24 protein-coding genes are annotated in these 23,483 nt (G+C 65.0%); 13 read left to right on the top strand and 11 right to left on the bottom strand.

The genetic code is table 11. The features are described 5' to 3' along the window. Window positions 1–126 precede the first annotated feature (126 nt). Both I6F17_RS01220 and I6F17_RS01215 read right to left on the bottom strand, forming a co-directional pair. A complete protein-coding gene (locus tag I6F17_RS01220) occupies window positions 127–1,320 on the bottom strand; it encodes a M20/M25/M40 family metallo-hydrolase (protein ID WP_225123747.1) in 1,194 nt (397 codons plus the stop codon). Window positions 1,321–1,387: 67 nt separating this feature from the next. After that, window positions 1,388–2,629 carry an MFS transporter gene (locus I6F17_RS01215; RefSeq protein WP_036037919.1) on the bottom strand — a complete coding sequence of 414 codons (1,242 nt, stop codon included), beginning with the start codon at window positions 2,627–2,629 and terminating at the stop codon, window positions 1,388–1,390. Between the two features lie 345 nt (window positions 2,630–2,974). Between I6F17_RS01215 and I6F17_RS01210 the strand changes: the two genes are divergently transcribed. Both I6F17_RS01210 and I6F17_RS01205 read left to right on the top strand, forming a co-directional pair. After that, on the top strand, window positions 2,975–3,199 hold the full coding sequence (locus I6F17_RS01210) for a DUF3606 domain-containing protein (RefSeq protein WP_036037917.1): 225 nt from the start codon (window positions 2,975–2,977) through the stop codon (window positions 3,197–3,199). Window positions 3,200–3,371: 172 nt separating this feature from the next. After that, window positions 3,372–3,554: a hypothetical protein gene (locus I6F17_RS01205; RefSeq protein WP_036037914.1), complete on the top strand. Its 183-nt coding sequence runs from the start codon at window positions 3,372–3,374 to the stop codon at window positions 3,552–3,554. 113 nt (window positions 3,555–3,667) lie between these two features. On the opposite strand, the gene I6F17_RS01200 is transcribed toward I6F17_RS01205, so the two are convergent. Continuing rightward, window positions 3,668–3,937: an HGGxSTG domain-containing protein gene (locus I6F17_RS01200; RefSeq protein WP_036026046.1), complete on the bottom strand. Its 270-nt coding sequence runs from the start codon at window positions 3,935–3,937 to the stop codon at window positions 3,668–3,670. After that, window positions 3,934–4,578, bottom strand: coding sequence for a hypothetical protein (locus I6F17_RS01195; RefSeq protein ID WP_057026996.1), 645 nt, complete (start codon window positions 4,576–4,578; stop codon window positions 3,934–3,936). The genes I6F17_RS01200 and I6F17_RS01195 overlap by 4 nt, the downstream gene beginning before the upstream one ends. A gap of 428 nt (window positions 4,579–5,006) precedes the next feature. On the opposite strand from I6F17_RS01195, the gene I6F17_RS01190 reads away from it, so the two are divergent. Further along, on the top strand, window positions 5,007–5,990 hold the full coding sequence (locus tag I6F17_RS01190; protein WP_036037907.1) for a tripartite tricarboxylate transporter substrate-binding protein: 984 nt from the start codon (window positions 5,007–5,009) through the stop codon (window positions 5,988–5,990). Window positions 5,991–6,001: 11 nt separating this feature from the next. On the opposite strand, the gene I6F17_RS01185 is transcribed toward I6F17_RS01190, so the two are convergent. Continuing rightward, window positions 6,002–6,460, bottom strand: a complete 459-nt coding sequence (locus I6F17_RS01185; RefSeq protein WP_225123746.1) for an NUDIX domain-containing protein — start codon at window positions 6,458–6,460, stop codon at window positions 6,002–6,004. Between the two features lie 101 nt (window positions 6,461–6,561). Here I6F17_RS01185 and I6F17_RS01180 point away from each other — a divergent pair, with 101 nt between their 5' ends. Next, window positions 6,562–7,626, top strand: coding sequence for a DUF1236 domain-containing protein (locus I6F17_RS01180; RefSeq protein ID WP_036037903.1), 1,065 nt, complete (start codon window positions 6,562–6,564; stop codon window positions 7,624–7,626). Window positions 7,627–7,668: 42 nt separating this feature from the next. Here the strand turns inward: I6F17_RS01180 and I6F17_RS01175 are convergent, their stop codons facing one another. Further along, window positions 7,669–8,649, bottom strand: coding sequence for a lytic transglycosylase domain-containing protein (locus I6F17_RS01175; protein ID WP_036037901.1), 981 nt, complete (start codon window positions 8,647–8,649; stop codon window positions 7,669–7,671). A 179-nt stretch (window positions 8,650–8,828) separates the two neighbouring features. Between I6F17_RS01175 and I6F17_RS01170 the strand changes: the two genes are divergently transcribed. Continuing rightward, window positions 8,829–9,866 carry a L,D-transpeptidase family protein gene (locus I6F17_RS01170; protein ID WP_225123745.1) on the top strand — a complete coding sequence of 346 codons (1,038 nt, stop codon included), beginning with the start codon at window positions 8,829–8,831 and terminating at the stop codon, window positions 9,864–9,866. On the opposite strand, the gene I6F17_RS01165 is transcribed toward I6F17_RS01170, so the two are convergent. From I6F17_RS01165 to I6F17_RS01155, 3 genes are all read right to left on the bottom strand, one after another. Further along, entirely contained in the window at window positions 9,863–10,138 is a 276-nt protein-coding gene (locus I6F17_RS01165) for a hypothetical protein (RefSeq protein ID WP_036004252.1), read from the bottom strand. The genes I6F17_RS01170 and I6F17_RS01165 overlap by 4 nt on opposite strands. Before the next feature lie 76 nt (window positions 10,139–10,214). Then, window positions 10,215–11,072: a VOC family protein gene (locus I6F17_RS01160; RefSeq protein WP_225123744.1), complete on the bottom strand. Its 858-nt coding sequence runs from the start codon at window positions 11,070–11,072 to the stop codon at window positions 10,215–10,217. A gap of 146 nt (window positions 11,073–11,218) precedes the next feature. Then, window positions 11,219–12,409 (bottom strand): urate hydroxylase PuuD, encoded by a 1,191-nt coding sequence (locus I6F17_RS01155; RefSeq protein WP_225123848.1) that lies wholly within the window; start codon window positions 12,407–12,409, stop codon window positions 11,219–11,221. A gap of 236 nt (window positions 12,410–12,645) precedes the next feature. Here I6F17_RS01155 and I6F17_RS01150 point away from each other — a divergent pair, with 236 nt between their 5' ends. Further along, window positions 12,646–13,983 carry a sorbosone dehydrogenase family protein gene (locus I6F17_RS01150; protein WP_225123743.1) on the top strand — a complete coding sequence of 446 codons (1,338 nt, stop codon included), beginning with the start codon at window positions 12,646–12,648 and terminating at the stop codon, window positions 13,981–13,983. 56 nt (window positions 13,984–14,039) lie between these two features. Here the strand turns inward: I6F17_RS01150 and I6F17_RS01145 are convergent, their stop codons facing one another. Further along, window positions 14,040–14,840 (bottom strand): SDR family NAD(P)-dependent oxidoreductase, encoded by an 801-nt coding sequence (locus I6F17_RS01145; RefSeq protein WP_036037896.1) that lies wholly within the window; start codon window positions 14,838–14,840, stop codon window positions 14,040–14,042. Window positions 14,841–15,083: 243 nt separating this feature from the next. Here I6F17_RS01145 and I6F17_RS01140 point away from each other — a divergent pair, with 243 nt between their 5' ends. The 4 genes from I6F17_RS01140 to cyoD are packed head-to-tail and all read left to right on the top strand — an operon-like array spanning window position 15,084 to window position 18,931. Next, on the top strand, window positions 15,084–15,917 hold the full coding sequence (locus I6F17_RS01140) for a cytochrome ubiquinol oxidase subunit II (RefSeq protein WP_225123742.1): 834 nt from the start codon (window positions 15,084–15,086) through the stop codon (window positions 15,915–15,917). Continuing rightward, window positions 15,907–17,907: a cytochrome o ubiquinol oxidase subunit I gene (cyoB, locus tag I6F17_RS01135; protein WP_225123847.1), complete on the top strand. Its 2,001-nt coding sequence runs from the start codon at window positions 15,907–15,909 to the stop codon at window positions 17,905–17,907. The genes I6F17_RS01140 and cyoB overlap by 11 nt, the downstream gene beginning before the upstream one ends. Beyond that, window positions 17,907–18,548 (top strand): cytochrome (ubi)quinol oxidase subunit III, encoded by a 642-nt coding sequence (locus I6F17_RS01130; protein ID WP_128263580.1) that lies wholly within the window; start codon window positions 17,907–17,909, stop codon window positions 18,546–18,548. The genes cyoB and I6F17_RS01130 overlap by 1 nt, the downstream gene beginning before the upstream one ends. Next, on the top strand, window positions 18,545–18,931 hold the full coding sequence (cyoD, locus tag I6F17_RS01125; protein WP_225123741.1) for a cytochrome o ubiquinol oxidase subunit IV: 387 nt from the start codon (window positions 18,545–18,547) through the stop codon (window positions 18,929–18,931). The genes I6F17_RS01130 and cyoD overlap by 4 nt, the downstream gene beginning before the upstream one ends. A 378-nt stretch (window positions 18,932–19,309) precedes the next feature. On the opposite strand, the gene I6F17_RS01120 is transcribed toward cyoD, so the two are convergent. Beyond that, window positions 19,310–20,098, bottom strand: a complete 789-nt coding sequence (locus tag I6F17_RS01120) for a thermonuclease family protein (protein WP_225123740.1) — start codon at window positions 20,096–20,098, stop codon at window positions 19,310–19,312. A gap of 201 nt (window positions 20,099–20,299) precedes the next feature. Between I6F17_RS01120 and I6F17_RS01115 the strand changes: the two genes are divergently transcribed. From I6F17_RS01115 to I6F17_RS01105, 3 genes are all read left to right on the top strand, one after another. Then, entirely contained in the window at window positions 20,300–21,898 is a 1,599-nt protein-coding gene (locus I6F17_RS01115; RefSeq protein ID WP_225123739.1) for a GMC family oxidoreductase, read from the top strand. Window positions 21,899–21,905: 7 nt separating this feature from the next. Beyond that, a complete protein-coding gene (locus I6F17_RS01110; protein WP_225123738.1) occupies window positions 21,906–22,355 on the top strand; it encodes a gluconate 2-dehydrogenase subunit 3 family protein in 450 nt (149 codons plus the stop codon). Window positions 22,356–22,446: 91 nt separating this feature from the next. Beyond that, window positions 22,447–23,466: a trypsin-like peptidase domain-containing protein gene (locus I6F17_RS01105; RefSeq protein WP_225123737.1), complete on the top strand. Its 1,020-nt coding sequence runs from the start codon at window positions 22,447–22,449 to the stop codon at window positions 23,464–23,466. Window positions 23,467–23,483: the final 17 nt, after the last annotated feature.

The raw sequence follows: 23,483 nt of genomic DNA, 5'->3' as shown, positions 1-23,483 counted from the left end.
CCGAGGAACCGCGTGACGGTGCTCGCCATCGATGGCAGCACGGGACAGGCGCGGACTTCACGGAAGCCGCGATCGACCCGTTAGATCAGAGCCGTGTTGAAGCGCGATGACGTGCCGTTTGCCATCTCACCGCATCGTCGCCAGCTGCACCGCCAGCGCGCAGGCGCGGTCGTATTCGTCGAGATTGATCCATTCGTCGACCGTGTGCGCCTCGTTCTGGCCGGCACCGAAGGTCACGGTCGGAACGCCGTGGCGGACCATCCAGTTGGCGTCCAGGCCGCCATTGGCGGCGCGCACGTTCGCCGTTCCGCCGACGGCAGACACCGCCTCGATCGCGCGTTTGACCACCGGCAGGTTCTCCTTCATGCGGAACGGATAATAGTCGGTCTCGGCCTTGAACTTGACCTTGCCGGACTTGCCTTGCGCGTTGGTGACCTTCTTGGCGGCCTTCTCGAACGCGGCCTTGTAGGCCTTGGTGATCTCCTTGAAGAATTTTCCGTCATGGCTGCGGCTCTCGCCGCGCACATGCACGTAGTCGGTGACGACGTTGGTGGCATCGCCCGCGGGGCGGCCTTCGCCCCCGGTGACCGGACCGACATTGCTGCTGCCTTGCTTCTTGCCCTTCACCACCTTGCCGAACCAGCCGCCGGCCTTCACGTCCGCAAGCGCGAGCGCCATGATCATGGTCGAGGAGATGCCGCGCTCCGGTGCGACGCCGGCATGCGAGGCGCGGCCGAAGATTTCGACGGTCCAGCGGTCGGCGCCGACCGCCCCAATCACGACATTGGAGGCCGAGCCGCCGTCATAGTTGAACGCCATCACCGGCTTGCCGAGCTCGTCCAGCTTGACGTGGCGCGCGCCATAGAGCCCGCTCTCCTCGCGCACGCAGAACAGAAGCGTGATCGGCGGATGATCGAGCTTCTGCTTTTCGAGCTCGGCCGCCAGCGTCACCAGCACGCCGCAGCCGCAGCGATTGTCGCCGCCGAGCGCGGTCTTGGCGTCGTTGACGATCTTGCGCCCGGACAGCTTTGGCTTCGCACCGGCGCACAGCGGCACCGTGTCCATGTGGGTCATGAACATGATCCGCGGCTGGTTGTGCAGCGCGCCGCGGCCGGGCAGGTCGACGATGAGGTTGCCGGTCTCGGTCGGCACCGGAATGCGCGTGTTGGCGTCGTCGAGCCGGATCGCCTTGGCCGGAACGCCGCTCTCCTTCAGCGCAGCCGTGAGCTCCCGCCCGATCGCCGCCTCCTGTCCGGTGACGCCCTCGACAGTGAGAAAGCGCATGAGACGATCGGTGGCGGCTTTGGTGTCGACGGGCATGGACTCGAATTCCCCTGATGCGGATGGCGGCGCAGCATCTCCTGCGCTTCCGCATTTCGCAAGGGGCTCAGACGCGCTGCGTGTAGATCAAGAAAATCAGCACGCCGACCGCCAGTGCCGCCGCCATGAACAGCAGCACCGCCGGCAGCCCCGCGAGCGCGGCCACCGCGCCGGTGACGGATTGCATCAGCGCGGTGCCGAGGAAGAAGGCGAGATTGACGGCCGCCAGCGCCTTGCCGGCGACCTGCGCGTCGACCAGTTGCCTGGACATGCCGAACAGCAGCGGCTGCGCGGAGGTGAAGAGCCCGATGAGCACGAACAATGCCAGATCGTAGGACGGCGGCATGACCGTCACGCCGAACAGCCATGCAACGGCGAAGTGCGGCGCTCCCAGCGCCATCAGCGCGAGCAGCAGCGCCGCGATCGCATGCGTACCGGCGACCAGCTCGCGGCGGCGGCCGAGCCTGCGGTCGATCATGCCGACCAGCAGCGGGCCTGCGATCATCGCCAGCGTGAACGCGCCGAGCTGGTTGCCGGCCTCGATCCGCGTCAGTCCCTTGATCTCCATCAGCCAGGGTCCGCCCCAGAGGCCGCGCAGCACCAGCGTGCTCGCCAGCGACACCATCGCCAGCGCGATCACACCGCGCAGCGGCCGCGACAGGCCGAGCCTGACCACATCGATCATCTGCGACAGCGGCGAGGATTCGTCCTTGTGCTCGGCCGGCTGGTGCGGCACCAGCACGAACACCGCGAGCGCGACGAGGACGCCGCCGATCGCGGAGATCCAGAACCCGGCGCGCCAGCCGTAGGTGTCGATCACGAAGGCGAGCGGGCTCGCCGACAGCAGCATGCCGATATTGCCGATCGAGAGGATGGCACCCGACCACAATCCGAACCGCGCCGCCGACAATTGCTTGGCTGCGAGCGTCATCGGGCACATCAGCATGCCCGAGGTGGCGACGCCGAGCAGCAGCTGCCCGACGGCGAAGCTCTCGGGTCCCGTCGCAAAGCCGGACGCCATCGCGCCGAACACGGTTCCCGCCAGCAGGGCGAGCGCCACCGGCCGCACGCCGAACCGGTCCATCGCCGCCCCGACCGGGATCTGCGAGGCTGCAAAGGCGAAGTGATAGACCGATGTGAGGCTCGCCAGCGCCTGCGGCTCGATGTGGAAATCCGCCGCCATCAAATCGAGGCTCACCGCCGGAATGGTACGCAGCAAGGTCGACAGCATGTGGCCGCAGGCAAGCGCGACCAGCGCGAAGATCAGCGCGCGGGTGGCGGTGCCCGCGTCGTCGTCGGCGTTGGTCATGAGCGTCCCGTCCCGAGAAGGTTTTGGGGTGGGGTTACAGGATTGAGGGGGTGGCTGCCAATGGCGGCAGCGCGCCCCCCTCATGCCGGAATGTGACCTCGGACTGGTACTCGACCTCTCGAGCAATGCCATTGCCGAGAGGTTAGCCGCATTGCAACGCACCACCTTCGAGACGGCACTCAGCCTGGTAGGGAGTCATGGCGTTGCCCCGCGGGGATAAAGTGTTGTGGGCGTCTCCGCGGTGCGCGCGACGGTTGCATCATCTTCGCTCTTGGGAGCTTCCGTTGGCGGACGTAGGAACAAAGGAGACATCGTCTCTCTTACCTAGGTTAGGGAGACCTGATCATGCTGTCCTCGAGACCGCCACGGCCCATTCGCACTACGCTCGATCTTGCGAACGCTGAGCAGGTCAAGTCGGTCCGCAGGCGGCTTCGCATCTCCAATGCCGATCTGGTCAGGATCGTCGACAAGATCGGCAACTCTCTGGCGGCCATCGAGAAGGAAGTGGAGTTCGAAAAACTGGCCGTTCAGCAGGGTAGTGCCAGGGACGCGGCGACGACCCTCGAATGAATCCAACCCATCACGTGGGAAAGGAGAATTGCGATGAACAGTCTGATCTACCTCATAGGGCTAATCGTTGTGATCGCCGTCATTCTTTCGTTCTTCGGCTTGCGATGACCCGCCACGGCCCGGCAGGCGACCGCCGCGCCGGTGAAGTCATTCTTAATGTCGCGTGCAGCAAATGGTTGATGCGCACCAGGTCAATACCATCATAGCGACGACGCTTTGTGCGTTCTTCGAGCGGCTTCCCGACGCTCAAATCGGCACTGAGGAAGCCAAGTTGCTGGCCAAGCAAATCACTGAAGCGCTGAACGCAGCTGGGCTGCAGATTGTCCCTGTGGCTCCGGCAAATACACGGCCCTAGTTGTATGGCGGCGGCACCGAGCTTTCTGGCTTAAGGCTCCATCAGAGCTTCGTTTTCTTGAGGTCATGTCTCGCGCCGGAATGGCGTCATCCGCGTCGCTCCTGGGCCGCAATCTATTTCAACTCGATCAGCAGCTTCCAAGCGTCCTCCAGCAAGGCCTTCATCCGGTGTCGCTCGGCGCGGGCGTCCGGTGTGCACATTCCATGTTGATATGCATTCCGGTTGCCCTTCGGAGCGCCCGATCTTGGCGCGCCGCCATGCATGCGGCAGCGGCGCTTGCCGTGCACGGCTGGCGCGCGGCACGCGAGACCGCGGCGCGTCTGCGCCCCGCAGCGCGGGCTCGACTGCATCGCATCGGTATGACGGATGTGATCGCCGGTCATACGCAGGCGCCACTCGTATGGACCTCGCGGCCTGCGCCCGTTTCTGCATTCGAAGTCGTCTCCATTGCGCCAGCCTCCGCAATGATCATGCTGGCATGCTGCGTGACGTTGCCCACGATCGCCCGTCCGCCGTCCTGTACCGACAGGTTTTGCACCGTGATCGCGCGCTCGTCGCTGTTGCGGTGGCGGTTCAGCGCTTCGACCTGGGCGGCGAAGGTGCGGGAGAGCCGGGTCAAGGCGCGGGCGATGCCCTCCTGCTGCGTCAGATCGTCGGTGCAGGCGAGACGGCAGGCACAGCGCATCGCCGCCATGTGCACCGACACCATCTGGGAGACCAGCAAGGCCTCGATGGAATCCTTCGGCGCGATGCTCCTGATGGTCGAGATCATGAAGGCGAGATTGGCCTCATCCGGCTTCTGCCCGACCACGCTGGCCTTGACCAATTGCCTCAGCATGCCGTGCATCGCGTCGCGGTCGGCGGCGCCGAGCGCCTCGGCCAGCAGCCGCTCGCCGGCCTGTGGGTCGGGATGGCTGATCGCAATGCGCCGCTTGTAGAGTTTTACGCGCGGGGTCGCGGCGGGGACGCTGCGATCGGATGCCGCGAGCGGCGAGGGGATGTGGCGTTCGAGAGCTGTCGTCATGGGCATGTGTCCTTTGAGCGCGCAAGCACGAACGGCCGTTCGCCGCTGCGCGCGAATGCGGATTTCGGAATGTCGATGAAGGGTTTAGGCGCAACCGCGTCGGCACGGGTCCGGGCCGGCAGGCCGTGACGCTCGCGACTGTTGCGATGATGGCAGTATGCCACTGTTTTGCCCGACGTGACAGAATTTATTTCGTAAATCCGAAAATTTTCGTCCGTCCCCGCAAGTCCTTGTTCTGACAGGGGCGGTCTACTGTGCATGGGGTTGTTTTCGCACTTTTGTTTTGGATGCGGCACGCACGTGCCGTGCGGCGGAATGCCGGCGCTCAAACGCGATTGCGAAATCCGGCACGGCCGCTATTCATGACTTCTACGGCGTCGCACCAACAAGCATGCACAAGCGGCGCCAAGAGGTCTGGGAGAGAACGAATGCAACGAACCGCCCGCCTGCTGGCAGTCATCGCAGGTCTATGCGCCTTGGCGCTGACGACAGAGGCTCTCGCGCAGAAATATCCGTCGCGGCCGGTCAAGATCATGGTCGGCTTCAGTGCGGGCGGCCCGGTCGACGTCGTCGCGCGCATCATCGGCGATCGGCTCAGCAACAAGCTCGGCCAGCCCTTCGTGGTCGAGAACCGCGCCGGCGCCAACGGCATGATCGCCGCGGAGGGCGTCGCGCGCGCGGATGCGGACGGCTACACCATGCTCGCCTGCAACTCGTCGACGATCACGCTGAACAAGACGCTGTTCAAGGACATCCGCTACGATCCGCAAGTCGATTTTGCGTCGCTCACCACGGTGGTCTCGGCGCCGCTCGTCCTCGTCGTCAATCCCGAGAATCCCAAGACGGCGAACGTCAAGTCGGTGGCCGATCTCGTCGCTGCGGCCAAGGCCGCGCCCGGCGCGCTCGCCTACGGCTCCGGCGGCAACGGCAATCTCGCCCATCTCGCCATGGAGCTGCTCAGCCAGAAGGCCGGCATCAAGCTGATCCACGTGCCCTATCGCGGCGGCTCGGCCGCCGAGGTCGGCATTCTCGCGCAGGAGGTGCTGGCGGTGTTCGATCCGCTCTCCGCCGTGCCGCTGGTCAAGGCCGGCAAGCTGCGCGCGCTGGCGGTGTCCTCGGCCGAGCGGCTGCCGGCGCTGCCCGACGTGCCGACCGTGGCGGAAGCCGGCTATCCCGGATTCGACATCTCGTTCTGGGTCGGCTTCTTCATGCCGAAGGCAACGCCCGCGCCGATCCTGGAAACCCTGCACCGGGAGATCGTCGCCGCCACCAAGGATCCCTCGGCCGAGGAGAAGCTCGGCGCGCAAGGCGTCGTCAGCGTGCTCAGCCCGGCCGACTACGCCGCGAAGATCGCCAAGGAGACCAAGGAGCTCGCAGAGGTGGTTGCGGCCGCGAACATCAAGGCGGAATAGGGCGCGACGCGCTATCTGCCGATCAGCAGCTTAAGCCGGTCGAGCAGCGGACGCTGTCCTGCATTGATCTTCTCCTGCGCCGCGTCGAGCGTGAACCATTCGGCGCGGTCGACTTCCGGAAAGGCCTGCCGCTTGCCGCTGCGCGGCGGCCATTCCATCTCGAACGTGTTGCTGCGAATGTTGCGCACGTCGAGATCGAGCTCGGCCGCGAAGGCGGTGACGAGCTTGCCCCCGCGCTGCCTGACCTGGCCGAGCGGGGTCAGCGGCATGGAAAGCTCCTGTCCCAGCTCCTCGGCGAACTCACGTCGCGCCGCGATCTCTGCGTCGTCTCCGTCCGTGTATTCGCCCTTCGGGATCGACCATGCGCCGAGATTCTTGTTGCGCCAGAACGGCCCTCCGGGATGGACCAGGAGCACCTCGATGTTCCCACGCTTGCGGTAGGCGATGATCCCGGCGCTCTTCGATGGCATTGCGGGTTCCGGTGCGGGCTCGGCTTTCTCGGGAAAAACTGGAACCCCCCGTTCTAACGCAGGTTAGTAGCCCAGTTTCATTTGATGAAAGGGAGTGAACCATGATCCGCCTGTTGGCAACCACCGCATTGGGGGTGGTGCTGGCGAGCGCCGCGTATGCGCAATCGCCCAGCACGAATCCGCCGTCTCAGCAGACGCCGCAGTCCCAGTCGAACTCCACCGCGCCATCCACGACCTCGCCGTCGAGCGCGACCGACAAGCAGCAGACCACATCGCAACCGCAGCAATCCCCGTCGTCGGGAACGCCGGCCCAGACCACGCAGGCCAACCCACCGTCGTCCGGCTCCGGCACCGCCAATACGGGCTCGACTGCGCAGTCGCAGAGCGGTGCGACAAATTCCAATGCAACCGGCAACCAGCCTGCAACGCAGCAGAGCGCCAACCCGCAAGCTGCGAACACCAACCAGGCACAGGACCGGTCCAATCCGCCGCCGGCCAGCAATCAAGCCCAGCAGGCACCGGCCGCATCTGGAACCAACCAGGCCCAGCAGGCACCGTCTGCGCCGACGAGCAACCAGGCGGCCGCCCAGGCCGACGTCAACCTCAACAAGCAGCAGGAGACCAAGATCAGCGCGTCGATCTCGCACCTCAACGTGCGGCCGCTGACCAACGTCAATTTCGCGCTGAACGTCGGCACGGTGGTGCCGCGCGACGTGCACCTCTCGACGCTGCCGCCCGACGTCGTCGAGATCGTGCCGCAATATCGCGGCTACAGCTTTGCGCTGGTGAAAGATCAGATCGTCGTGGTCGATCCGGCGACCTACAAGATCGTGACGGTGCTGCCGTACTCAGGCCAGTCCACGGCGACGACGACGACGACGCGCGAGCGCAGCGCCAGCAAGTTCTCGGATCGCGATCGCGAGGTGATCCGCAAGCATGCGAAAACCCGTACCGAGGGGCGCAAGGAAGTGCGGACCACCGGCAGCACAGCGCGCAGTGAGATCCGCGTCGGTGACCGTCTTCCCGAGAGCGTCGAGGTCGAGGAATTCCCGACCACGGTCTACCGCGATGCGCCGGGTTTGCGTGAATATCGCTACATCCACCGCGACACCCGGACCTATGTCATCGAGCCGCGCGAGCGGCGGGTGATCGAGGAGATCGACTAGATCGACGGCGATCGGAGCCGCGCAAGGGCGCGGCTCCGATCGTTAGCCTGACGTCCGCTCGCGCGATGCGAGACGAACGGCGCGCGCCTTCGCGCTCTTTCCGGCCGCGCGTGCCGCGATCATGCTGCGGGCCTTGCCGGGAGCCGTGACATTCTTCCGCAACAGTGTGGCGAGCCGCTTGCGGGCGCCCTTCGTCGTCACGCGCGCCGCGAGTTGCTCGCCCTTGCGAATGATGTTCGCAACCGAAGCCGTCAGGTTCACCGGAACCCAGGCGACGTCCTTGGTCTTGGAAAGACTGCCGATGCCTTCGCATGGCGCTTCGCGCGGCAGATCGATGCGGATCGCGAGTGCCTCCGACCGTTCGGTCCAGTCTTCGGCCTTGGTGCCGGTGATGATCCGGACATAGTCGCGCGTCTCGCGCGGCAGCCCGCTCTGCCTGGCAAGCCATTTCTGGATGCGGCCGGGACCGGCATTGTAGGCAGCGGCAGCAAGGCCGAGATTGCCGAAATCGTCGCGCAGCTTGCGCAGGAATTTTGCCGACGCCGGCAGCGCCTTCATCGGATCGAAGGGATCGTCGAGCCCGACCTCGGCGGCCGTCCCCGGCATGAACTGCGCGACGCCCTGCGCGCCAGCATGGCTGACCTCGTTGGACTTGAAGCGGCTCTCCTGCCAGATCAGGCGCGCGAAGAACGGCACCGGAATGCCGCTGGATTCGGCGGCCTGGCGCAGCGCGTGACAGAATCGTTCGGTCGGCGAGGGCTCCGCCTGCACCGCCGGCTCCACCGGGCGCGGTGGCTCGACCGTGCGCGGCGGCTCGATCACCTGCTCGTAAGCCGCGCGCGCGTTGGCAAGCTCGATCGCCTGCACGCTGGCGACGAACAGCTCGACCACCGGAACAAGTGGCGAGGCATGATTGTTCTTGAGAACACTGGTGTCGAAACGTGATGCTTGGCGGGACGCCGACGGATTGAAGTCGCACATCAGAAGCATGAACGCGGCGCAAGCCGCGACGACAAATCGCATTTGCTGGGACAACCTCGAACTGTGTGGATGAACAGCCAGCGATGCGCCGGCGATAGGAAGTTCTTAACCGTCCGATTGCGGCAAAGCTGCGATCTCCCGGGTTCCTTCGGTGTTACTACGGTGTTCCCGAACAGAAACCTTTCCGCGGTTTTGCGGGCCGTATGCGAGTGGGATGCGCGATGACGATGCGATGGATGCTTGGCGCGGTGATTTCGCTGTGGCTCGTTGCTCCGGCGCTTGCAGGCCATCTCGATCCGACCGCGGTGAACGAGGCTGCGCGTCCTGCGAAGCCGCCCGCCACCGACAAGCTGAATGCAGCGGTGGTGAAGCTTCAGGTGCTGCTCGATCGCGCGCAATTCTCGCCCGGCGAGATTGACGGAAAGTTCGGCGAGAACGCGCAGAAGGCGCTCAAGGCGTTCGCGGAGCAGAACGGCATCGCATCCGACAAGGTTGTGGCGCCGGAGCTCTGGGACAAGCTGACCGCAGCGAGCGAGGGCCCGATCCTCGTCGACTACAAGATCACCGACGCCGACGTGAAGGGACCGTTCTTAACGAAGCTGCCGGCCAAGCTCGATGACATGAAGTCGCTGGACGCGCTGAGCTACACCAGCCCGCTCGAAGGAATTGCCGAGAAATTCCACATGAGCGCGGATCTGCTCAAGGCGCTCAATCCGGGCAAGACCTTCGACAAGGCCGGAGAGACGATCGTCGTCACAAACGTTCCGGCGCGGCGCGAGCTGCCGCGCATTGCCCGGCTCGAAGTCGATAAGACCAACGGGACCTTGAAAGCGTTCGATGCAAGCGGCGCTCTGCTGGCGTTCTATCCGGCGTCAGTCGGCAGTCCGGATCGCCCGACGCCAACGGGAACGCTGAAGGTCACCGCCAGCCACGAGCTGCCGACCTACCGCTACAATCCCGAGTACAAGTTCAAGAGCGTCAAGTCCAAGAGACCGTTCGATATCAAGCCGGGTCCGAACAATCCGGTGGGCGCATACTGGATCGGCCTGTCGGCGCAGGGCTACGGCATCCACGGAACGGCAGAACCCGACAAGGTCAGCAAGTCGGCGTCGCACGGCTGCGTTCGGCTCACCAATTGGGACGCGCGTGTGCTCGGCGAGAACGTGAAGCGCGGCATGCCCGTCGCCTTCCTCGATGCGCCGACGGAATCCTCATCGAAGCGGCAGGGTACGCCCGCTGCGAAGCGCGCGGCGAACTAGTCCTTGGGAAAATCCTTGCGCATCGCGATCTCCGCGGCATCGCCGGGCGACAGCACGTTTTGATCGAAGGCGGCCTGGGGCGTCGTCATGATGTCGTAGAGCGAGATGCCCTTGATCGGCTTGCCCATGAGCTCGCGGACGCATTCGGCGAGCGTGCCGTTGTAAACGAGATAGGGCGGCCCGCGATCCTTCTGCCGCTCGCCCTTCAGCGACGGCCATTTCTTCAGCTCGGCCGGCGCGTCATAGGCGATCGGCGATCCCTCTTTGAACATGCGTTTGGCCCCGGTGGCTTGATGGCCGGGAAGTCTACAGCCGCCGGGTAAACGCCCGTTAAAGAATTGGTTCAAATCAGCCGGCAATGAAGGCGAGCAGGGTGCCGTTGGCCTTGGCCGGCGGCACGCAGATCGCAGCTCCGCTCCGCACGGCGGCCGACCCCAGCGCCTTCTCGGTCGCGGCGAGATCGCCGCTGACCAGCACCAGCGCAGCGCCACCGCGCTCTGAGAGGCCATTCAGCGACACGCCGGGATAGCGCTTGGCGAGTTGGTCCAGCGTCAGGTAGACGAAGTCGGCGCGATCGCCGCCGGAGGGCACGGTGACCGCGCCGTCCGGGTCGGTCTTCGCTTCGCGGTCGATCAGGCGGGCGAGATGCGCGGCCTCCTTGGCGGGCTCCGGCGTTGCGATCAGCGTCTGCTTGATCCGCTTGGCCGCGTTGGCGTGGGTCATAAGCTCGGGGATCCACACGGTCTCGCGGGTCTTGTGCTGACAGGCGAAGATGCGCACGCCGCCCGGCGCTTCCGCCGTCGGCCACATGAAGGTGCGGAATTTCGCCGCCGAGATCGTGCCATCTGGCAGCGTGACGGGGCGTTCGAAATCGGTCGGGCCGATCGGCTCCAGGCCCCGTGCACGGATCTCCTCGGCGCCGGCAGCGCTATCGACTGCGGTGAAGGCGATGCGCTCAATGCCCTCGCCGTGGCGTTCGACGAAGGCGCGGGCGGGCGCATTGTGCTCGGTCGCCACGAGCACGCCGAGCAGCTCCATGTAATCGGGGTCGAACATGATGGTGTAATTGCCGGTGCCCATATGCGCGCTGTGGGTGCCGCGCGGCGAGACCGTGAAGCCGAGTTGCCTATAGTTCTCGGCGGCCTTGTCGAGGTCCTTCACCATGACGACGGCGTGGTCGATACCGATGACGTTCTTGAGGGCCACTGTTGTTATTCCCCGATTGCAAGCTGATTTTGCGCCGCGCCGGCGGCTGCCGGCCATGTCTACGCCGGATGGGCCGTCAAGTCATTTTCAATTCGGCGAGAGAAGCGGAATTTCATTCCGCGCGATGCCTCTCGTGCGACGCGACCTCAGCGCGCATGTTCGATATAGGCCGCGAGGACGGCGCGCTCCTCGCCGGTCATTTCCGTGATGTTGCCCGGCGGCATCGAATTCGACCAGGCCGCGACCCGTCCGATCAGGCGGATGTTGCGATGGATGTGCTCGGGCGTGTCGAGCACAATGCCCTTCGGCGCGGTGACGATGCCGGCCCAGACCGGCTCGGCCGCGTGGCACATGCTGCAGCGGGACATCACGATCTCCTCGACATTGGCGGCCGTGACCGGCGCCGACAATGCGCCCGTCTTCACCTCGCGCGGTCCGGCGGCGGAGAGGAGGAGGATCGCAATCACGCCGGCCGCGGCCACGCCCCACACCCACCAGGGCGATTGGCGCCCGGCATGACGCTCGTTGAAGAAGTGGCGGATCACCGGCCCGAGCGCCAGGACGATCGCGACGATAATCCAGTTGAAGCGCGTGGCGTAGAGCAGGGGGTAGTGGTTGCTGATCATCAGCACGACGACGGGAAGCGTCAGGTAATTGTTGTGGACCGAGCGTTCCTTGCTGGCCTTGCCGAGCTTGGGGTCAGGCGCCTGTCCGGCGATCAGGCTGGCCACGATCTTCTTCTGGTTCGGAATGATCAGCGTGAAGACGTTGGCCACCATGATGGTGCCGATGATCGCGCCGATCTGGTTGAAGGCGCCGCGTCCGCTCAGCACATGGGTGAAGGCGTAAGTGAGTGCGACCAGGAACAGATAGCCGCCGACGGCGAAGGGCAGTTCGCGCTGGGCGAGCCCGGTGCGGCAGGCGGCCTCATAGAGCAGCCACGCCAGCGCCAGGCTGCAGAAGCTGAACAGTCCGGCCTGGAATGATGTGAGGTCGAGGATCGACTTGTCGACCAGGAACAGATCGGCCTCGAGATAATACACCACCACCATCAGCGCGAAGCCGGACAGCCAGGTGGTGTAGGCCTCCCATTTGAACCAGGTCAGCTCGTCCGGCATCTGGCTGGGCGCGACCAGATACTTCATGATCCTGTAGAAGCCGCCGCCATGGACCTGCCAGGCCTCGCCCTGCACGCCGCCCGGCAGGTCGGCCTTCGGCTTCAGGCTGAGATCGAGGGCGATGAAATAGAAGGAACTGCCGATCCAGGCGATTGCGGCCACCACGTGCAGCCAGCGCAGCAGCAGGCTCGCCCATTCTGATATGACGGATCCCCACATGATCTCCTCATCCGGCGCGACCTGGATGCCGCAGCCTCCATGACCGTAACCGGCGATCGTCGCCCTCACAATGTGTCGCACCGTTCAAGCGCATTTTCCAGTATGATGGACTGCGGCTGATGCACATCGTGCGGGCATGAACTGACGTGGGATTCGGCGGGCGCCAAACTCGCCGAGAGACCTTTTGCGGGTGATCGGCGTTGACGCACGACACGCCCAAGGCGGAGGACGACGAATTGAGCGACAGGATAACGTTCGTGGCGATGCTCGCAGCGCTGCTGGCTGCTGCTGCGGCGGCCGGCGCACACGCCGAGCCCATGTTGCAGGGCAAGGACGCCTATGGGGATTGGCGCGCCGACAAGCCCGGCACGGTCAGGTTGATCCGGCCGCAGGATCTGGTCAGGCCCGGCGCCACGCGATCGGTTGCGAGCTCGTCGCGCGTGGTGCCGCGTCCGCCGGAAGCCCAGCTCCAGGTGCCGGCCGGCTTCAAGATCGAGCTGTTCGCCGAAGGCCTGCGCGCGCCGCGCATCATCCGCGTGGCGCCGAATGGCGATGTGTTCGTCGCGGAAATGCGCGCCGGCAGCGTCCGGGTGCTGCGCGCGGGCGAAGGCGGCAAGGTCGCCACCAACGAGGTGTTCGCCAGCGGCCTGCGGCAGCCGTTCGGCATCGCCTTCTTTCCGAACGGCGACAATCCGCAATGGGTCTATGTCGCCAACACCGACAGCGTCGTTCGCTTTCCCTACCAGGCCGGCGATCTCAAGGCGCGCGGCAAGGCGGAGACGGTTGTCGCAAGCCTGCCGGATGGGGGCCATTCCACCCGCGATCTCGTCTTCACGCCCGACAACAAGCGTATGCTGGTGTCGGTGGGTTCGCTCAGCAACGTCGCCGAAGGCATGGGCACGCCGCCCGGCGGGATGGAGGCGTGGGCGAAGACGCAGCCGCTCGGCGCCACATGGGCCAGCGAGCTCGAGCGCGGCGCGGTGCTGGCCTTCAACCCTGACGGCAAGGAGCGAAAGATCCATGCCACCGGTATCCGCAACTGCGTCGGCCTCGCGGTCCAGCCGCAGACTGGTCTGCCCTGGTGCTCGACCAATGAGCGCGACGGTCTCGGCGACGACCTCGTGCCCGATTACGTCACGAGCGTGAAGGAAGGCGCGTTCTACGGCTGGCCGTGGTTCTATATCGGTGGCAATGAAGACCCGCGCCATGCCGGCGCGCGGCCGGATATCAAGGACAAGGTGACGGTGCCCGATGTGCTGATTCAGCCGCACTCGGCCTCACTCGGCATGACCTTCTACCAGGGCGCGCAGTTTCCGCCCGAATACCAGGGCGACGCCTTCGCCGCCCAGCACGGCTCCTGGAACAGGTCGAAACGCACCGGCTACAAGGTGATCCGCATCCGCATGAAGGACGGCAAGCCGACCGGCGAATACGAGGATTTCGTTACGGGGTTCGTCGTGAACGATACGGAAGTGTGGGGGCGCCCCGTGGGCGTCGCCGCGGCGAAGGATGGATCGCTGCTGATCTCGGAAGATGGCAACGGCACGATCTGGCGGGTGACAAGCGCGCGCTGACTTCACCCTCCCCTGGAGGGCCCCCTCCAGGGGAGGGTAAGAGCACCGCGCTCGCTTCATCCCCGTCTCACGCTCGCACCACCATCCACCGGCAGCGTCACACCGGTGATGAAATTCGCCTCATCGCTCGCCAGGAACAGCGCGGCGTTGGCGACGTCCCAGCCCGTACCCATCTTTCTGCGCAGCGGCACCTTGCTGTCGCGTTCGGCTTCGACCTCGGCGCGGGTCTTGTGCCATTCGCGGGCGCGGGTGTCGACGGCCATCGGCGTGTTCATCAGGCCGGGCAGGATGACGTTGGCGCGGATGCCGTATTCGGCGTTCTGGTAGGCGAGCTGTTCGGTGAAGGCGATCATCGCCGACTTCGTCGCTTTGTAGGCGACGTAAGGATAGGTGGTGATCGCGGCCATCGACGAGATGTTGATGATGGCGCCGCTTCTCTGCGCGCGCATGATCGGGATCACTTCTTTCGCGGCGAGGATGCAGCTCTTCAGATTGATGGCGACGACGCGATCGAATGCCTCCTCGGTTATTTGCAGCAGCTCGGCATCGCCACCGGCGAGGCTGACGCCGACATTGTTGTGCAGCACGTCGATACGTTCCCAGCGCGATTGCGCGTCCGCAACCATCGCCTTGATGTCCGCAGCCTTGGTCACGTCCGCCTTGAAGGCCGCTGCTGTGCCGCCTTTCGCGGTGATCATCGTGACCGTCTCCTGCGCCGATTCCAGATGGTGGTCGACACACAAGACCTTGGCGCCCTCGCGCGCGAAGGTGAGCGCGGTCGCGCGGCCGTTGCCCATGCCTTCGCCGGGGCTTTGCCCGGCCCCGACGACGATCGCGACCTTGTCCTTCAAGCGCATCTCGGTTCACTCCCGTCCTTGTCATTATTTTCGTGCAGACTAGCAATCGCGCTCCCGGGAGAGAAGAGCGCGCTTTCCGCGTTCATGTTATTGACATCCCACGCAATTGCATGTGGCGGCCGGTCCATCGCGCATGGCTAGCCGTTGCGGTCCAGGAACCGTTCCGGCCTCGCAGCGTTTGTCGCGGAGCCTTTCCCGCGTTAGGCTCAGTCCCGGGGCTTCCCAACCACCAGTGGCTTGCCGATGAATCTGCTCGATCCGCAAGGGCCCGTGGCTGCGGCCAATAGAACTATTTTGGTCGATTCGGTCTTCATCATGCTCGTGATCGTGGTGCCGACCATTTTCGCGATTCTGGCTTTCGCGTTCTGGTTTCGCGCCTCGAACCCGAGGGCGCGCTACCAGCCGGACTTCGTCTATTCCGGCCGCGTCGAGATGGTGGTGTGGTCGATTCCGGCGCTCACCGTGATTCTGCTCGGCGGCGTCGCCTGGATCGGCTCGCACCAGCTCGATCCCGCCGCGCCCGTGCCGGGCACCGGCAGCCCGGTGCGGATCCAGGCCGTCTCGCTCGACTGGAAATGGCTCTTCATCTATCCGGACCAGCGCATCGCCACCGTCAACACCCTGACGGTGCCGGCCGGCGCCGAGCTGAAATTCCAGCTGACGTCGTCGAGCGTGATGAACACGTTCTTCATCCCGCAGCTCGGCAGCATGATCTACACCATGAACGGCATGGTGACGAAGCTAAACCTGCGCGCCGACAACGAAGGCAAGCTGCAGGGCCTGTCGGCGCATTTCTCCGGCGACGGTTTCCCGGACATGATGTTCGACGTCAACGTGATCTCGCCGCTCGCCTTCCCGGACTGGGTGGCGAATACGGCGAAGACGGACGCGGTGCTGAACGAGGACAGCTACAAGAAGCTGATGCAGCAGGGCATCGAGAAGGGCAGGCCGGTCTACCGCCTCGACGATCCACGCCTGTTCGATTTGATCGCGACCCAGCACATTCCGCCGGGGCCCGGGCCGGCCCTCGCGTCCGAAGCAGGCCGGTCGCACAGTGGAGGCCATGATGCTCGGTAAGCTCGATTGGTCGGCCATCCCGCTGGACCAGCCGATTCCGCTCGTCGCCGGCGCGATGGTGCTTGTCGCGATCCTCGGCGTGCTGGGCTGGGTCGTGGTGAAGGGACATCTGCCCTATCTCTGGCACGAATGGATCACCAGCGTCGACCACAAGCGCATCGGTGTCATGTACATCCTGCTCGCCTCGGTCATGCTGCTGCGCGGCGGCAGCGACGCCATCATGATGCGGATCCAGCAGGCTGTGGCGTATCAGTCGCAGGGCTATCTGCCGCCGGAGCACTACAACCAGATCTTCTCCGCGCACGGCACCATCATGATCTTCTTCGTGGCGATGCCGTTCGTGATCGGGCTGATGAACCTCATCGTACCGCTCCAGCTCGGCGTGCGCGACGTCGCCTTCCCGACGCTCAATTCGGTCGGCTTCTGGCTGACGGCGACCGGCGCGCTCTTGGTCAATATCTCGCTCGTGGTCGGCGAATTCGCGCGCACCGGCTGGCTCGCCTTTCCGCCGCTGTCGGAACTGTCCTATTCGCCCGGCGTCGGCGTCGACTATTACGCCTGGTCGCTGCAGATTTCCGGCGTCGGCACGCTGGTGGCCGGCATCAACCTCGTCACCACCGTGCTGAAGCTGCGCACCAAGGGCATGAATTACCTGCGCATGCCGATGTTCTGCTGGACCACGCTGGCCTCGAACCTCCTCATCGTCGCGGCGTTCCCGATCCTTACCGCGACGCTGGCGATGCTGCTGCTCGACCGCTATCTCGGTTTCCACTTCTTCACCAACGAGGCCGGCGGCAACGTCATGATGTTCATGAACCTGATCTGGGCCTGGGGCCATCCCGAGGTCTACATCCTGGTGCTGCCCGCCTTCGGCATCTTCTCCGAGGTGGTCTCGACATTCTCCGGCAAGGCGCTATTCGGCTACCGCTCCATGGTGCTCGCGACCATGGCGATCTGTGTCGTCTCCTTCATGGTCTGGCTGCACCACTTCTTCACGATGGGCGCAGGTCCCAACGTCAATGCCATCTTCGGCATCGCCAGCATGATCATTGCGATACCGACCGGCGTGAAGATCTACAATTGGCTGTTCACGATGTATGGCGGCCGCATCCGTTTTGCGACACCAATGTTGTGGTCGGTCGGCTTCATGGTGACGTTCCTCATCGGCGGACTGACCGGCGTGCTGCTCGCGGTGCCGCCGGCCGACTTCATCCTCCACAACAGCATGTTCCTGGTGGCGCACTTCCACAACGTGATCATCGGCGGCGTGCTGTTCGGTGTTTTTGCCGGCTTCGAGTACTGGTTCCCGAAGGCGTTCGGGTTCCGTCTCGACGAACGCTGGGGCAAGGCCGCGTTCTGGTTCACCTTCATCGGTTTCTTCATAACCTTCATGCCGCTCTACATTGCCGGCATGCTCGGCATGACCCGGCGCATGCAGCACTACGACGTCGCGGCCTGGCGGCCCTGGATGATCGTTGCGGCGGTCGGCGTGGCGGTGCTGACGATCGGGGTGATCTGTCAGATCGTGCAGCTCGTCGTCAGCATCCGCAATCGCGAGGCGTTGCGCGACCGCACCGGCGATCCCTGGGACGGGCGCTCGCTGGAATGGGCAACCTCGTCGCCGCCGCCGGTGTTCAACTTCGCCTTCAATCCCGATGTGCGCGGCGAGGACGCCTATTGGGATATGAAGGCGCGCGCGAAGCAGCAATCGCTCGCGCATGAGACGCCGGATTATCAGGATATCGAGATGCCCCGGAATTCCCCGACCGGATTCGTCTGCGCCTTCTTCGCCACCATCATGGGATTCGCGCTGATCTGGCACATCTGGTGGATGGTGATCCTGGGCGGCTTGGGCGCTTGGGCGACCTTCGTCGTGTTCGCCTGGCGCGACCATGACGAATACGTCATCCCGGCCGAGGAGGTCGCCCGCATCGACCGCAGCAACATCGAGGAACGGCGCAACCTCGTCAGCATGGCGGGAGCAGTCTGATGGCGATGACCGCGACCGCAGGCCACGCGCACGCCGATCCCCATCATATCGGCCTCGTCATCGAGCATCCCGGCCCTGCGCCGAAGCGGATCGTGACCGCCTACGGCTTCTGGATCTTCCTGCTCTCCGACATCGTGATGTTCTCCTGCTTCTTCGCGGCCTATGCGGTGCTGTCAGGCCAGACCGCCGGCGGCCCCAAGGGCGCGGAGATATTCGAGCAGAGGAACGTGGCGATCGAGACGGTTTGCCTGCTGCTGTCGAGCTTCACCTGCGGCATGGCCAGCATCGCCGCCGACGTGCGCAACCGGTTCTGGTTTTATCTTAGCATGACCGTGACCTGCGTGCTCGGGCTGATATTCCTCGTTCTCGAGTTTCGCGAATTCGCCGACCTCATCGCGCGTGGCTATGGCCCGTCACGCAGTGCGTTCCTGACCGCGTTCTTCTCGCTGGTCGGATGCCACGGCCTGCATGTCTCCGCCGGCGTGCTGTGGCTTCTCACCATGATGGCCCAGGTGTTCGCAAAGGGCTTTCGCGCGGACATCTTGCGCCGGATCACGTGCTTTGCGCTGTTCTGGCATGCGCTCGACATCATCTGGGTCGCCGTGTTCTCAGTCGTTTACCTGCTCGGGAGTGCGCCATGAGTGAGCAGACGCATGGAATGGTCAAACACGACCTCGCGCCGGGCGAGGAAGAGGAGCATAGCGTCGGCGCAAGGATCCTCGGTTACGTCGTCGGGCTCGTGCTCGCGCTGCTGCTCACGGCGACGTCGTTCTTCATCGCCGGCACGGACCTGGTCTGGCAGCCCTCGATTCCCGTCGCGCTGATCGTGCTCGCGATCGCACAGATGGGCGTGCATCTGGTGTTCTTCCTGCATATCACCACTGGCCCCGACAACACCAACAACGTGCTGGCGCTCGCCTTCGGGCTGCTGGTGGTGTTGCTGGTGGTCGGCGGCACGGTCTGGATCATGGCGAATCTCAACGCCAACATGCCGCCGATGGACCAGATCATGATGCGACAGTAGCGCGTATCGCAGAGAGTAAGTCGTGAGCTTGATGCGTTGATCTCGCCGCATCGTCATGGCCGGGCTTGACCAGGCTTGACCCGGCCATCCACGCCTTGCTTCACGCACGAAGCGCGTGAATGCCCGGGACAAGCCCGGGCATGACGGCCTCGGTTTGGAGCGACGCACAAAAAGAAAGAGCCGCTTGCTTGTGACAAGCGGCCCAAGTCTAGGGAGGAAACGCCCAAGCAAAGACAATCGGCCGAAGCCGGAGTGCTGCCAAGGAACGCTCGCGCAAGGCGCTTGCGTAGGCTTACAAATGCAGCAACCGGCGCCGAAGTTCAATTCCGGATCAATACGGTCCAGGACTACCACTCACGGGTGCGTGAGGGAACTTGCTCACCTTGGTCGGCGGCAATTGTAGGCCTTGCGGAAGCCGGCCGCCTGGGCGTCGTCCTCCGAGCAGAACCAGCGGTCCGGATTCGTCGTCGCGGGGTAGCTCGGGCATCCCCGCAGATGGTAGATGCCGATATTGCCGGTGACGCGGGCGCGCACCGCGAGCTTGCCCTTGATGCTGCAATTGGGGGGCATGGTCAGCTCCTCCGGAAACAGCACGGCGCGGATTTCCTTGTCGCGGTCCGGGCGGCAGGCGGTGCCCAGCAGCGCGCCGTCCTTCTTGCCGCTGCGGAAATCTTGCGGCGCAACAAAACAGCCCTTCCAGATCCCGGCCGCCGACGCCTTGGCCTCGTTGGCTGCGGGCTTGACGTTGGCCTTGATCGGCTCGCGTGCGAGGGCAAAGCCGAGCTTGATCAGCTGCTCGTTCAAGCTGGCCTTGTCGCCTTCGGCCGTGCAGATGGCGCGGTGCCGCTTGCCAAAGCTCTTCTCGGGCCCGACATCGTCGCAGCGCACCGTTCGTTTGTTGATGAGCTTCGCGAGCTGGTCGCGGGCCTCGATGCCGCAGGTCCAGGCATCGGCTTTATTGTCGATGCAGACCTGGTCGAGCTCCGGCGCGTCGACGCCGTCGAGCCGGTAGGTGAGGTCGCCGAGCTGGACCGAGTTGCCGTCACGGGCCGTCGCGGCGCCGGTCAGCGCGGAAACTGGTCCGGACGAGGCCAGAAATCCGGACCAGGCGAGAAACGAAACGAGCGCAAAAGCGCGGGCGGCGGCAAAGATTTTCTGGAAGGACATACGGTCTCGCTATCGATGGCTCGTGCGCCCCGTTCCTAGCATCCGGATGTGGCGAGACCAATGGTCTGCGCCTCGCGAAGTGCGACATTCCGGCCCCGCGGCTTTACTCCGCCGTCGCTCTGCCCGTATCGTTTGCCGGCCTTGCGAGGCGCGAAAGGCCGAATCGCCCGGTAAGCGGCGAGGGGGGAGGACAAGGTTGCGATGAAAGACCCCGTGGATGTCCTGATCATCGGCGCCGGCGCTTCGGGCGCGGCGGTGGCGTGGTCGCTGGCCGAGACCAAGATGCACATCCTCTGCCTGGAGCAGGGCGGCTGGATGAACCCGGCGGAATATCCCAGCACGGGCCGCGACTGGGAGGCCAAGTTCTACGGCGAATGGTCGTCGAGCCCGAACGTTCGCGGCCGGCCCGAGGACTACCCGATCAACGACGACAACTCTCCGATCAAGGTCGTGAACTACAACGCGGTCGGCGGCTCGACCGTGATGTACACCGCGCACTGGCCGCGGCTGCATCCCTCCGATTTCAAGGTGAAGACGCTCGACGGCGTCGCCGACGACTGGCCGATCGACTACGAGGCATTGACTCCGTTCTTCGAAGAGAACGACCGCATGATGGGCACGTCAGGCCTGTCAGGCGATCCGCTGTCGCCGCTGACGCATCCGCCGATGCCGCAGCAGCCGATGGGCCTGTCCGGCGCCATCATCGGCAAGGCCATGAACAAGCTCGGCTGGCACTGGTGGCCGTCGGACACCACGGTCGCGACGATGGACTACGAGGGCCGGGCGCGCTGCATTAATCTCGGCCATTGCACGCCGGCCTGCGCGCAAGGCGCAAAATCCTCCACCGACATCACCTATTGGCCGCATGCGATCCGCGCCGGCGTCGAGCTGCGCACCCATTGCCGGGTGCGCGAGATCACCACCGACGAGAACGGCATGGCCTCGGGCGTGGTCTATTACGACAAGGACGGCATCGAGCAGTTTCAGCCCGCGCATGTCGTTGTCATCGCCTGCAACGGCGTCGGCACGCCGCGGCTGCTGCTCAACTCGGCATCGGGCCGCTTCCCCAACGGGCTCGCCAATTCGTCGGGCCTCATCGGCAAGAACCTGATGTTCCATCCCTATGCGCAGATCTACGGCTATGTGAAGGAGCCGACCGACTCGAACCGCGCGCCGCCGACCTGCCTGTGGAGCAAGCAATGGTACGACACCGACCTGTCGCGCGGTTTCGTGCGCGGCTATGGCGTTCAGTTCGTGCGCGGGGCCGGGCCGGTGTTCGAAGCGGTCGTGAGCGAGCAGAAGGGCATCTTGCCGTGGGGCGAGGATCACCACCGTATCTTCCGCAAGCTCAACGGCCATCGCTTAGGTTTCTCCGCGATTTGCGAGGACCTGCCTGAGGAGCACAATCGCGTCACGCTCGATCCGGTGCTGAAGGACAGCCACGGCATTCCCGCGCCGAAGGTCGACTACACCATCAGCGAGAACAGCCGGAAGATGATGGAGCACGCGCTGGCGCGCGGCCGCGAGTTTCTCGAGACGGCCGGCGCGAGCGACATCTGCGTCAACTCGCCGATCCCCTGGGGCGGCTGGCACCTGCTCGGCACCGCGCGCATGGGCACCGACCCCGAGCGTTCCGTCGTCAACGAATGGGGCCGCGCGCACGACGTGAAGAACCTCTTCATCGTCGACGGCAGCATCTTCGTCACGTCGGGCGGGGTGAACCCGACCTCCACCATCCAGGCCCTCGCGCTCTACATCGCCGACCAGATGAAGCAGCGCCTGGCCAATTTGTTCGATTGAGGCTGTGATGTCCGCAGACAACCAACTGACACGCAGGCAACGCGACGATCTCCGCGCCATCGCCGCGATGATCATTCCGGCCAGCGACGAGTACAAGGTGCCGGGTGCCGACGATCCCGCGATCCAGGCCGACATGCTGGCAACGCTAGGTCGCGATACCAAATTGGTGGCGGCGGCGCTGGATCACCTGGCGCGGCTCGCCGGGGGCCCGCTCGCCGAACTCGATGCCGCCAGACGCGACGCGGTGGTGCACGAGTTTCGGAAGAACGGCGGCGTTGCCGCCGCAACCCTCGTCCGTGTCGTGCTGCAATGCTATTACCGCGATGACCGCGTACTGAGCTCGCTGGGGCTCGAGCTGCGTGCGCCTTTCCCCAAGGGCCATGTGCTTCCGGACGGGGACTGGTCGCTGCTCGATCCGGTCAAGGCGAGAGGCGGCGCGCTGCGGCGGGCGCCCTAGCCATCTGGGCAGTCCGGCCCTGCGCTCCAGGCGGGCCACTTGCGTCGGCGGGAGCAGGCCACCATCTGTGTGAGCCTCAAGGACTCTTGCCATGTTGGACTTCACCTCAGATATCGCCGATGACGCACCGTCATCGCGAGCGAATGCGGCCGCCCCGGTCGATGACCGGGCGTTGCTGGACGCCTATTCCAATGCTGTGATCGACGTCACCGATCGCGTCGGCCCTGCGGTCGTGCGCGTCGAGACCGGCCCCAAGGTGCCGAACGGTCGCGAGCGCGGCGGGCTCGGCTCCGGCATCGTGATCTCGCCGGATGGGCTCGTGCTCACCAACAGCCATGTGGTCGGCACGTCGAAGGAGATCCGGCTGCGCGACGTCGAAGGCCATGTCGGCGACGCCCAGGTGCTCGGCGTCGATCCCGATACGGACCTTGCGCTGCTGCGGGCCAACGGCGCTCGCCACTTGCCCTATGCCGCGCTCGGCAATTCCAAGACGTTGCGTCGCGGCCAGCTCGTGATCGCGATCGGCAATCCGCTCGGCTTCGAATCGACCGTGACCGCCGGCGTGGTCTCGGCGCTCGGGCGCTCGATCCGCTCGGTGAGCGGGCGCACCATCGAGGACGTGATCCAGACCGACGCCGCGCTCAATCCCGGCAATTCCGGCGGGCCGCTAGTGTCGTCGCATGCCGAGGTGATCGGCATCAACACCGCTATAATCAACGGCGCGCAAGGAATCTGTTTTGCGGTGGCCAGCAACACCGCGCAATTCGTGCTGTCGGAGATCATCCGCCACGGCTATGTCCGCCGCGCCTATATCGGTGTCGCCGGGCAGACCGCGCCGGTCCCGCGGCGGCACGCGGTGCTGGCCGGGGTCGAGAACAAGATGGGCGCGCTTCTGATGCAGATCGAGCCGGATGGACCGGCGGCGAAGGCAGGCCTGTTGCCCGGCGACGTCGTCATCAGGCTCGACGGCGTCGAAATCAACGGCGTCGACGATCTGATCCGCGTGCTCGACCGCGACCGGATCGGGCGGCGGCTCGCCATGGACGTGCTGCGCCTCGGCCGCCTGCGGGCGATCGACATCGACCCGATCGAGCGCAAGCCGGCGCGCTGAACCGGGCGATGACAGCG

Origin of the sequence: Bradyrhizobium sp. NBAIM18 (assembly GCF_020193825.1) — a bacterium.
Classification (GTDB): domain Bacteria; phylum Pseudomonadota; class Alphaproteobacteria; order Rhizobiales; family Xanthobacteraceae; genus Bradyrhizobium; species Bradyrhizobium yuanmingense.
The sequence above is the reverse complement of the archived record's forward strand: the minus strand, read 5'-3'. Positions and strand labels throughout refer to the sequence as shown.

Coding starts and splice junctions, on each gene's coding strand:
- I6F17_RS01190 (WP_036037907.1), top strand. CDS start 5,007: ATGCAACGAACCGCCCGCCTGCTGGCAGTCATCGCAGGTCTATGCGCC.
- I6F17_RS01170 (WP_225123745.1), top strand. CDS start 8,829: ATGACGATGCGATGGATGCTTGGCGCGGTGATTTCGCTGTGGCTCGTT.
- I6F17_RS01180 (WP_036037903.1), top strand. CDS start 6,562: ATGATCCGCCTGTTGGCAACCACCGCATTGGGGGTGGTGCTGGCGAGC.
- I6F17_RS01200 (WP_036026046.1), bottom strand. CDS start 3,937: ATGACCGGCGATCACATCCGTCATACCGATGCGATGCAGTCGAGCCCG.
- I6F17_RS01155 (WP_225123848.1), bottom strand. CDS start 12,409: ATGTGGGGATCCGTCATATCAGAATGGGCGAGCCTGCTGCTGCGCTGG.
- I6F17_RS01130 (WP_128263580.1), top strand. CDS start 17,907: ATGGCGATGACCGCGACCGCAGGCCACGCGCACGCCGATCCCCATCAT.
- I6F17_RS01210 (WP_036037917.1), top strand. CDS start 2,975: ATGCTGTCCTCGAGACCGCCACGGCCCATTCGCACTACGCTCGATCTT.
- I6F17_RS01165 (WP_036004252.1), bottom strand. CDS start 10,138: ATGTTCAAAGAGGGATCGCCGATCGCCTATGACGCGCCGGCCGAGCTG.
- I6F17_RS01110 (WP_225123738.1), top strand. CDS start 21,906: ATGTCCGCAGACAACCAACTGACACGCAGGCAACGCGACGATCTCCGC.
- I6F17_RS01215 (WP_036037919.1), bottom strand. CDS start 2,629: ATGACCAACGCCGACGACGACGCGGGCACCGCCACCCGCGCGCTGATC.
- I6F17_RS01120 (WP_225123740.1), bottom strand. CDS start 20,098: ATGTCCTTCCAGAAAATCTTTGCCGCCGCCCGCGCTTTTGCGCTCGTT.
- I6F17_RS01105 (WP_225123737.1), top strand. CDS start 22,447: ATGTTGGACTTCACCTCAGATATCGCCGATGACGCACCGTCATCGCGA.
- cyoB (WP_225123847.1), top strand. CDS start 15,907: ATGCTCGGTAAGCTCGATTGGTCGGCCATCCCGCTGGACCAGCCGATT.
- I6F17_RS01195 (WP_057026996.1), bottom strand. CDS start 4,578: ATGACGACAGCTCTCGAACGCCACATCCCCTCGCCGCTCGCGGCATCC.
- I6F17_RS01115 (WP_225123739.1), top strand. CDS start 20,300: ATGAAAGACCCCGTGGATGTCCTGATCATCGGCGCCGGCGCTTCGGGC.
- I6F17_RS01205 (WP_036037914.1), top strand. CDS start 3,372: ATGGTTGATGCGCACCAGGTCAATACCATCATAGCGACGACGCTTTGT.
- cyoD (WP_225123741.1), top strand. CDS start 18,545: ATGAGTGAGCAGACGCATGGAATGGTCAAACACGACCTCGCGCCGGGC.
- I6F17_RS01220 (WP_225123747.1), bottom strand. CDS start 1,320: ATGCCCGTCGACACCAAAGCCGCCACCGATCGTCTCATGCGCTTTCTC.
- I6F17_RS01140 (WP_225123742.1), top strand. CDS start 15,084: ATGAATCTGCTCGATCCGCAAGGGCCCGTGGCTGCGGCCAATAGAACT.
- I6F17_RS01175 (WP_036037901.1), bottom strand. CDS start 8,649: ATGCGATTTGTCGTCGCGGCTTGCGCCGCGTTCATGCTTCTGATGTGC.
- I6F17_RS01145 (WP_036037896.1), bottom strand. CDS start 14,840: ATGCGCTTGAAGGACAAGGTCGCGATCGTCGTCGGGGCCGGGCAAAGC.
- I6F17_RS01185 (WP_225123746.1), bottom strand. CDS start 6,460: ATGCCATCGAAGAGCGCCGGGATCATCGCCTACCGCAAGCGTGGGAAC.